The following is a 9,284-nucleotide window of genomic DNA, read 5'->3' as shown; positions in this document are numbered from 1 at the left end:
TTCCCCGTCGAAGTGTCGGGCGGGAAACGCTTTTATCAGGTATCAGCGCAACAAGCGGTTTCGGTGTAAACGAAACGCTCTACCAACTGAGCTAATCACCCGGCCTGACGCGGTTTAGACAAGCCTGCCGCCGGTTTCAAGCACCTATCTTGCGATTTCGCTTTCTGGCGATCGAGAGCCCCGCGCAAGCGCCGCCGCCGATTGCAGATGCGTGCCCATCGCCATGGCCGCCCAGTCGGGGGCGCGGGCGGTGATGGCGTCGGCGATCTCGATATGGTGACGGGCCGAGCGCAGCATGTCCGCGTCTCGGTACAGACGAAAGGTGCGGGTCACCAGCGCCAGATGCACCACGACCGACAGCATCGCCTTGAGCCGCGCCGAGCGCGCCGCCTCCAGCACCAGCTGATGAAAGGCGGTGTTGAGCTGTGACACGGCGGTGAAATCCGCTTCGCTTCGCGCCGGGACGCGGGCGGCCATCTCATGGGCAAGGCGGCGCAGCTCGGCGGCTTCTTCGGCGGTGGCATGCTGTGCGGCGCGACGGGCGGCGTAGGATTCCAGCATCATGCGGATTTCGAACACCTGCATGATCTCGTCTTCCTGCATCGCCACCACCCGCAACCCCGGTCCGGCGTCACGGGTCAGCAGCCCTTCGAGCAGCAGCCGCTTGACCGCCTCGCGCACCGGGGTGCGCGACATGCTGAGCGTGTCGGCCAGCTCGGCCTCGGTCACCCGTTCATTGTCGCCCAGTCGCCCGGAAAAGATGCTGTCGCGGATCGCCTGATAGGCCTGGTCGGCGGCTGGCCCCTTGTTGGGGGCTGGCGTGATGTCGGTCATGCGGCGTCCTGCTGCTTGGGCGTCTGGTCAGGCCCGCAAGGCGGGCGGAAAGGTGCCGGCCTTCATTAGCATTCCCGGCACCAAGTGGCCAAGCTGCTCCTCGAGCCAGTCGGCGGCCTTGCAGGCCTTGTCGACATCCCAGCCGGTGGCATAGCCCGCACGGTGCAGCATCCATGCCAGATCCTCGGTGGCGATGTTGCCGGTGGCGCGCGGGGCAAAGGGGCATCCGCCAACACCCCCGAGCGATGCATCGAAGCTGCGTACGCCGGCCTGCACCCCGGCCCAGGCATTGGCAAAGCCGGTGTTGCGGGTGTTGTGCAGATGCAGGCGAATCGGCAGATCAGGCCAGCGGGCACGCACCGCGCCAACCCGTTCGGCAATGTCGGCGGGGCTGGCCGCGCCGATGGTGTCGGCCAGCGTCAGCTCGGCGGGCATCACCGTCAGCGCGCGCTCGAGCACCTCGATCATCCGCGCCACCGGCATCTCGCCTTCGAACGGGCAGCCGAAGGCGGCGGCGAGGGTCAAGCCCTTGGCGATGGGCGCATCGCTGCTGCCGACCCCATGCCAGAGCGCAATGCCCTCGTCGGTGCTCATGCCCTGATTGCGGGCGCTGAAGGTTTCCGACAGCACGACGGCAAAGTTCACCTCGTCGAGCCCCGCCGCGACCGCCCGGTCGAACCCGCGCCGGTTCAGCGCAAGGCCGTTATAGCGCGCCTTGCCGCGGGGCAGGGCGGCGGCCAGAGCCTCGGCGTCGGCCATTTGCGGAACCTTGTGGGGATTGACGAAACTTGTCACTTCGATCCGCGCTGCGCCTGCCGCAATCGCCTGCGTGATCAAAGAGATTTTTGCATCCAAATTCAAAAGAGTCTTTTCGTTCTGGATGCCATCCCTTGGTGAAACCTCGACGATTTCGATATTATTCTTGCTCATTACCAGAATCCCGCGGATTTATATTTACAACTCAGAAAATAATGTATCCATTAATGGTATACCTGTCGATCCGGGATTTGCCGGTCGCAGGACGTGCAAGGCGAAGAGGAGAGCGCTGATGACACAACAGGATGCCCCCCGTCAGGGGCCGCTGTCGAACATTCGCGTGCTCGAGATGGGGCAATTGCTGGCAGGGCCGTTCTGCGGCCAGCTTCTGGCGGATTTTGGGGCCGAGGTGATCAAATGCGAGCAGCCCGGCAGCGGCGATCCGCTGCGGGTCTGGGGGCAGGAAAAGCCCTATGGCAAGTCGCTGTGGTGGCCCGTGGTGGCGCGCAACAAGAAGTCACTGACGCTGAACCTGCGCAGCCCGGAAGGGCAGGCCATCGTGCATGAGCTGGTGGCCAGCACCGACATTCTCATCGAGAATTTCCGCCCCGGCACCATGGAGCGCTGGAACCTCAGCTACGAGACCCTGCGCGAAATCAATCCCGGCCTGATCATGGTGCGGGTCAGCGGCTATGGGCAGACCGGCCCCTATGCCAGTCGCGCTGGCTATGGCTCGATCGGCGAGGCGATGGGCGGCTTGCGATATGTGGTGGGCGATCCGTCAACCCCGCCGAGCCGCATGGGCATTTCCATCGGTGACGAGCTGGCGGCGACCTACGCCTGTCTTGGCGCGCTGATGGCGCTGCACCAGCGCGGGCGGTCGGGGCGCGGGCAGGTGGTCGACAGCGCCATCTACGAGGCGGTGCTGGCGATGATGGAAAGCACGGTCAGCGAATATGACGTAGCGGGCTATGTGCGCGAACGCACCGGGGCGACGCTGCCGAACGTGTCGCCGTCGAACGTGTTTCCGACGCGCGATGGCAAGATGCTGCTGATCGCCGCCAATCAGGATACGGTGTTTCGCCGCCTTGCCGTTGCCATGGGCCAGCCTGAATTGGCGCAGGATGATCGCTATGCCACCCATGCGGCGCGGGGCGTGAACATGACCGATCTGGATGGGCGCATCGCCGATTGGACGGTGACGGTGGACCTTGAGCCGCTACAGGCGCTGCTCGAAGAGCATGGCGTGCCCTGCGGGCTGATCTATTCCGCCGCCGACATGGTCAAGGATCCGCATTTCGCTGCGCGCGAGGCCATTGTCGAGCTGCCGCACAAGGATTTCGGTGCCATCAAGATGCAGAATGTCGCGCCGCGCCTGTCCGAAACGCCGGGCAAGCTGCGCCATGCCGGCCCCGATCTGGGCGAGCACACCGACGAGGTGTTGCGCGACCTGCTGTCGATGACCGGCGAGCGCATCGCGCAGCTGCGCGCGGGCGGCATCGTCTGAGCTACGCGCGCGGCAGGGCTGGAGGAGCCTGCGCCGCGCGTCAACCGCCCCGCCGGGGCATCTCTGGGAGGAGAGAGATCAATGAAAACCATCGTGACCGGCCTGTTGCTGGCCAGCACGGCGCTATGCGCCACCAGCGGCGCGGCCTTTGCAGAGCGCACCCTGCGCGCCACCGTTCAGGTGGCAGTGAACCACCCTGTCGGCGCCAATCTCGTGACCTTCAAGGACGCGCTCGAAGAGGTATCTGGCGGCGAGATGAGCGTCGAGATCTACGACAGCGCGCAGCTGTTCAAGGGTTCCGAAGTGCCCAAGGCGGTGGCCAGCGGCGCCATCGACATGGGCGTGGTGCTGGCCGATGAATACAGCGGCACGCTGCCCGCCGCCGGGATCTTTTCGGTGCCGTTCCTGTTTCCGGACTATGCCACGCTGGCCAAGGCCGCCGATCCGGAAGGCCCCTTCCGCCAGACCTTTGACGAGATGATCGGTTCGACCGGCACCAAGGTTCTGTGGTGGCAGGATTACGGCCCGGTGCAGCTTCTGTCGAAGGGCGCGGCGATGACCGATCCGTCGATGATGAAGGGCAAGCTGGTGCGCGCGCTTGGCAAGCCCTCGGGCGATTTTATCGACGCGGTGGGCGGCACGCCGGTGGTGATCGGCGGCTCCGAGCAGTTCATGGCCTATCAGCGCGGCACCGTCGACGTTGGCATGAGCGGCACCACCGCGGTGGAATCGCGCAAGCTGTACGAAGTCATGGACACCATCACCATGACCAACCATTCGCTGGCCGAATTCATCGTGGTGATCAACAGCGGCCTGTTCGACAGCCTGTCCGAACAGGAACAGGGCTGGGTCACCCAAGCCGCGATGCATGCCGAACACAGCCTGCGCGAAGAGACCGAGGCCAACAACGTCGCCTCGGCCAACTGGCTCGCCGATGGCCACGCCACCGTAACCGAGCTGACCCCCGAGCAGCTGAGGGCCTGGCAGGACGCGGCGGCCCCGGCGGTCGAGGTGTTTGTTCAGGACGCGGGCGAGGTCGGCCAGACTCTCGTGCAAAGCGTCCAGGCGCTGTACTGACGCGGGCGCGCAGCCCATGGCCGTTGTCAGGACACATCCCGAGCCCAGAGCGCATCGCGCGCCGGTGGAAAGCGGCCCGAAGGCGCTGCGCCTTGTCGATGCGCTGTCGCTTTGGGCAGCGCGGATCGCGGCGGTGATGATTTGCGTCATCGCCGCCATTCTCGCCTATGAGGTGGCGGCGCGTTACGTCTTTCACGCCCCCACCCGCTGGACCTCCGACGTGGGCACCACGCTGATGATCTGGCTGAGCTTTCTGGCCATGGCGCAATCTCTGCGCTCCGATGGCATGATCCGCATCACCGCGGTGATCGGCAACGCGCCCCCGGCGCTGCGCCGCCTGTCGCAGGCATTTACCCTGCTGGTGATCGCAGGGTTCTCGCTGATGGCGGTCTGGCTGTGCTGGGGCGCGATGGTCGAAAGCTTCAACATGGGGCGGCGGCAGCCGACCATGCTTCAGATGCCCGAATGGATCGCCGAAGCGCCAATCATCGCTGGCTACGCCTGCCTTGCGCTTCAGGCGCTGGCTGATCTGGTCCGCCTGCCGTTCCGGCCCGCGCCGGTTTTTGTCTCGTCCGAAGAGGCCGAGCTTCACGCCCTGAGCGAGGAGTCCCGATGATCCCGATCGCAATCGTTTCGACGCTGGTGCTGCTGCTGCTCACCGGCTTGCCGGTCGCCTTTGCGCTGGCCTCGCTGGGCACCGGGCTGATCGTGCTCAAGGGGTTGCCGCTGGCGCTGATCCCGACCAACCTGTTTGGTGCGCTCAATGATTTCGTGCTGCTGGCGGTGCCACTGTTTCTGCTGATGTCGAACATCCTGCTGCGCGGCGGCGTCGGGCGCGACCTGTTCCGCGCGGTGCAAAGCTGGGTCGGCCATTGGCCGGGCGGCATCGGCGTGGCGGCGCTGCTGTCCTGCGGCATCTTTTCCGCCATATCAGGCAGTTCGGTCACCACCGCCGCCACCGTCGGCACCGTCGCCGTGCCCGAGATGACCAAGCGTGGCTACAAGCCTTCGTTCACGCTGGGGCTGCTGGCGGCGGGGGGTACGCTGGGCATCCTGATCCCGCCGTCGATCCCGCTGATTGTCTATGGGGTCATCGCCGAGGAAAGCATCGGCAAGCTGTTCCTTGCGGGCGTCGGGCCGGGCCTTCTGCTGATCACCGTCTTCGGGCTGTATACGGTGCTGTCGGCGGCCTTCAGTGACAATGCCAAGGCCAGCCCCCGCGCCACATGGCCCGAGCGGGCCGAGGCCACGCTGCGGGCGCTGCCCACCGTTCTGCTGGCGGTGGTGATGCTGGGTGGGATCTACGCCGGGGCGTTTACCCCGACCGAGGCCAGCGCCATCGGCGCGACCATGGCGCTGGCGATCACGCTGGCGCAACGCTCGCTGAGCTGGGAGAATTTCCTTGCCGCGGTGAAGGACAGCGTGCAGACCACCACGGTGATCTTTCTCATCGTCGTCGGGGCCAAGATCTTTGGTCAGGCGATCACGCTCTACCAGATCCCGCAGCAGGTCGCGCATATCTTCGACACCCATGTGCCGGGCACCGTTGGCTTCATCATCATCGTCTCGCTGATCCTGCTGTTCATCGGGCTGTTCCTTGAAAGCATGTCGATGCTGCTGATCATGGTGCCGGTGCTGCTGCCCACGGTGCTGGCGCTTGGCATCGATCCGATCTGGTTCGGCGTCTATTTCGTGCTGCTGATCGAGATCGCGCTGATCACGCCGCCGGTCGGGCTGAACCTGTTCGTCATTCAGGCCATTGCGAACAAGCCGCTGGGCGTGGTGATCCGCGGCGTGGTGCCATTCGTGGCGCTGATGCTGGGGGTGGCGGTCTTGCTGTCGGTGTTCCCGCAGATCGTGCTGTGGCTGCCGTTCAACCTGTAGCCGGGGCCCGCGCGCGGCGATGGTATCGTTCGAGCGCGGGGTGAAAGCAGCCCTGACCGGGGCAGAGAAACGCCCCGGCCGTGAACCGGCCGAGGCGGATCGGCTTTCGCCGGTAAGATCGGTTAGCCGTCTTGCGACGCGGCGTTCAGCGCCTCGATGATCGGCACGAAATCGGCGGCCTTCAGCGAGGCCCCGCCCACCAGCGCGCCATCAACATTGGACACGGCAAAGATCTCGGTGGCGTTGGACGGTTTCACCGAGCCGCCGTAGAGCAGGCGGACCGAGCGGCCGACGCCCGAGCCAAAGCGCTTTTCAAGGCGGGCGCGCATGAAATCATGCACCTCGCCAATCTGGTCGGTGCTCGGCACTTTGCCGGTGCCAATCGCCCAGATCGGTTCATAGGCGATCACCAGATTATGCCCGGTCGCGCCGTCGGGAACCGATGCTGCCAGCTGCCCGCCGATGATCTCGAGCGTGTTCGCCGCCTCGCGCTGTTCAAGGCTTTCCCCGACGCAAAGCACCACCGTCAGCCCGGCATCCCATGCGGCAACGCATTTGGCGTTGACGTCGCTGTTGCGCTCGTTGTGGTCGGTGCGGCGCTCGGAATGGCCAAGGATGACATGGCTCGCGCCCGCGTCCTTGAGCATCGCCGCCGACACATCGCCGGTATGCGCGCCAGAAGCCGCCGCATGGCAATCCTGCCCGCCGATGGCGATGCCGCTTGCTGCCGCCGCTGCCGCGCCTACCAGCGTGAAGGGCGGGCAGATCAGCACCTCGGAGGCACCGGCGGCGGCGTCTGCCATACCGGCAAGTTCAGACAGCGCCTCGGTAAGGCCGTTCATCTTCCAATTGCCTGCGGCTAGCTTGGTACGCATGGTCTCTCCCTTTGAAACTGTTGCGCACATCTTTCGCCGCAGCGGGCCGAGGTCAAGGGCAGGGCGGCGGGATTATCGCCGCAGGAGGCAATCAGTCGCGACGGTCCGCCGCCAGTTCCTCGACATCCTTGAATTTGATCGACTCGCCGCAGCCGCAGGAATCCGACACGTTCGGGTTGTTGAACCGGAAGCCGGATTCGAGAAGCTCGGTGAAATAGTCGATCTCGGTGCCGAACAGGAACATCTGCGCCATCGGTGCGATCAGCACGCGCGCGCCATCCTGCTCGACGATTTCGTCGTTGGGCTCGGGCGCATCGACGAAATCCATGGTGTATTCCATGCCAGCGCAGCCGCCTTTCTTGATGCCGATCCGCAGACCGGCGCGATTGTCGCGATCCATGAGCTTGCGAACCTGCGCCACGGCGGCGGGGGTCATCGTCACGGCCTGTTTTCCGGGAATGCCGAACATCGGGCGTCTCCTTGATTAAGGGGTCAAACCTAATGCCTTGGGCGGGCGCACTCAAGGGGGGCGTATGGCAAGAGCAGGGCGCGGCGCTGAAAATCGTTGAAACTGCAGGTTCACGCCGCGCCCTGTCGGGCGTTGCGCCAGAAGTTGCGCCGCGAAAGGCCAGCGCGCAGTGAGCTGTTGTCGCGCCGATCCAGTGCAGATCAGGCCGCTTCGGCGGGCGAGGCGCTCGGGAACATGGCGTGCGCGCCATCGTCGATCACGCGCGCCTCTTGCAACAATCGCTCGCGCACCTCGCATTCCAGCGCCCATGCGATGTTGGGGTCGGGGGCGGGCACGAGGAACAGCACCGACTGGCCGAACACGTCATGCCTCTGCACATAGACGCCGCGATCGACCGGGCGGTCTGGGATGTCCTCGATGCTGTCAAGAATCTCGTGGTAGGCGCGGCGCAGCGGTTCGACATCGGCGCCGTGCGACAGGTGCAGCACCACCTCGCGGATCATGTATGGATCACGCATCGTCCAGTTTTCGAACGGCTCGCTGACGAAATCCACCACCGGCACCACCAGCCGCCGCCCGGTCCAGACGCGCAGTTGCACATAGGTGAAATGGATGCGCTCGACCGAACACAGCTGGCCGTCATACAGCACCCTGTCCCCGATCCGCGCCGACTGGTTCAGCGCGATCTGCAACGAGGCCATGATGTTGGTCAGGATATTGCGCCCGGCATAGGCAAGGATGATCGTTGCCGTGCCCGCCGAAGCCAGCAGCGACAGCCCGAGCGAGCGCATCACGCTGGCCTCGCTGATGGTGATCCCGGCACCGACCAGCACCACGATCACGATCATCATGCGCCGCGCCGCCGAGACGCGGGTTGCGATGTTGCGCCGGGCCTCCTGACCTTCGCCCATCTCGGCCAGCTCGCCGCCGTCGAATTTCACCAGCCGCGACAGGATCACATCGGCGACGTTGACGATCATCCACAGCGCTGCGACCACGCCGCCAAGGATCAGCAGCGGTGACAGGATGGTGTCGATCCGCCCGGAAAACACCAGCACGTGATGGGTGATCAGCACCATCACCATGGTCATCACCGCCAGCGTCACCGGCGGGCGGATCGCCACCAGCATCGAGGTCGGCGCATCGCGGTGGGTGCGGGCAAAGCCGCGCGACAGTGCCCGGTTCACCACGAAACCGATCAGCCCGGTGACGGCAAGCGCCAGCGGAAAGGCGATCACCTCCCACCAGCGCAGGTTCCAGAACGCCTTGGTGCGCAGCGGTTCGGGCAGCATCAGTTCCAGTTCGGTCGGCCCATAGGCGTCTGCGAGCGCGGGTAGTGCCATCACCGTCTGGCGCGAGACCAGCCACGCCGGGTCTCCGACCTCGGGCTTGATCCGGTTGATGCGGATCGGGATCGGCCGGTCGTTCAACTTGACGTACCACAGCAGCAGCGAGCGGCGCGGCTCGCCCGCCAGCGGCGTGTCGCTGCCGCGCTCATCGACCCCGTCGGGGCGGTCGCGCAGATCGTACCAGTCGATCATGATCTTGCGTTCAAGCAGGGTGGCAAAGGCCTTTGCCCGCTTTGGCCCCTCGACCGCCTGTTCGGAAGCGGGGAGCGCCGACAGGTCCAGCAGATGCGCCGCGCCGTCCCAGTCTTCGGCATCGGCCCGGAACATGAAGCTTTCGAGGCTCGAACGCGGCGTGGTGCGGTCAACGGTCTGCGGCGCGGTGCCAAGGCCCGGATTGATCAGCTCGACCTTGTACCAACGCTCTGGCTCGCTGCTTTGCGCGGCGAGCAGAGAGGCAAAGGCAAGCGACAAAAGCGCGAGCGCGGCGGCGAGGACAAGGCGATACATGCACCCAAACCGCGCAGAGCGGGTCG

The 9,284-nt window shown here is 65.3% G+C and carries 9 protein-coding genes; 4 read left to right on the top strand and 5 right to left on the bottom strand.

Annotation, left to right across the window (positions count from 1 at the left end; all coding sequences use genetic code 11):
* Positions 1-144: 144 nt before the first annotated feature.
* Complete coding sequence (locus Q4543_RS19240; RefSeq protein WP_303440974.1) at positions 145-834, bottom strand: GntR family transcriptional regulator; 690 nt, start codon at positions 832-834, stop codon at positions 145-147.
* A gap of 27 nt (positions 835-861) precedes the next feature.
* The gene (locus Q4543_RS19235) at positions 862-1,764 is read right to left on the bottom strand and encodes a hydroxymethylglutaryl-CoA lyase (protein ID WP_303440972.1); all 903 of its coding nucleotides are present in this window, start codon (positions 1,762-1,764) and stop codon (positions 862-864) included.
* Positions 1,765-1,882: 118 nt separating this feature from the next.
* On the opposite strand from Q4543_RS19235, the gene Q4543_RS19230 reads away from it, so the two are divergent.
* From Q4543_RS19230 to Q4543_RS19215, 4 genes are all read left to right on the top strand, one after another.
* Positions 1,883-3,097, top strand: coding sequence for a CaiB/BaiF CoA-transferase family protein (locus Q4543_RS19230; RefSeq protein ID WP_303440970.1), 1,215 nt, complete (start codon positions 1,883-1,885; stop codon positions 3,095-3,097).
* Between the two features lie 81 nt (positions 3,098-3,178).
* The gene (gene dctP, locus Q4543_RS19225; RefSeq protein WP_303440968.1) at positions 3,179-4,174 is read left to right on the top strand and encodes a TRAP transporter substrate-binding protein DctP; all 996 of its coding nucleotides are present in this window, start codon (positions 3,179-3,181) and stop codon (positions 4,172-4,174) included.
* A gap of 16 nt (positions 4,175-4,190) precedes the next feature.
* Entirely contained in the window at positions 4,191-4,790 is a 600-nt protein-coding gene (locus Q4543_RS19220) for a TRAP transporter small permease subunit (protein ID WP_303440966.1), read from the top strand.
* On the top strand, positions 4,787-6,058 hold the full coding sequence (locus tag Q4543_RS19215; protein WP_303440965.1) for a TRAP transporter large permease: 1,272 nt from the start codon (positions 4,787-4,789) through the stop codon (positions 6,056-6,058). The genes Q4543_RS19220 and Q4543_RS19215 overlap by 4 nt, the downstream gene beginning before the upstream one ends.
* A gap of 122 nt (positions 6,059-6,180) precedes the next feature.
* On the opposite strand, the gene tpiA is transcribed toward Q4543_RS19215, so the two are convergent.
* From tpiA to Q4543_RS19200, 3 genes are all read right to left on the bottom strand, one after another.
* Entirely contained in the window at positions 6,181-6,933 is a 753-nt protein-coding gene (gene tpiA / locus Q4543_RS19210) for a triose-phosphate isomerase (RefSeq protein ID WP_216002929.1), read from the bottom strand.
* 91 nt (positions 6,934-7,024) lie between these two features.
* Entirely contained in the window at positions 7,025-7,402 is a 378-nt protein-coding gene (locus Q4543_RS19205; RefSeq protein ID WP_216002928.1) for an iron-sulfur cluster assembly accessory protein, read from the bottom strand.
* Positions 7,403-7,602: 200 nt separating this feature from the next.
* Positions 7,603-9,258 (bottom strand): mechanosensitive ion channel family protein, encoded by a 1,656-nt coding sequence (locus Q4543_RS19200; protein WP_303440962.1) that lies wholly within the window; start codon positions 9,256-9,258, stop codon positions 7,603-7,605.
* Between the last annotated feature and the right edge of the window lie 26 nt (positions 9,259-9,284).

The sequence above is a fragment of the Salipiger sp. 1_MG-2023 genome (genome assembly GCF_030547555.1).
Classification (GTDB): domain Bacteria; phylum Pseudomonadota; class Alphaproteobacteria; order Rhodobacterales; family Rhodobacteraceae; genus Salipiger.
Note: the sequence above shows the minus strand (reverse complement) of the source record. Positions and strands in the feature narration are given on the sequence as shown.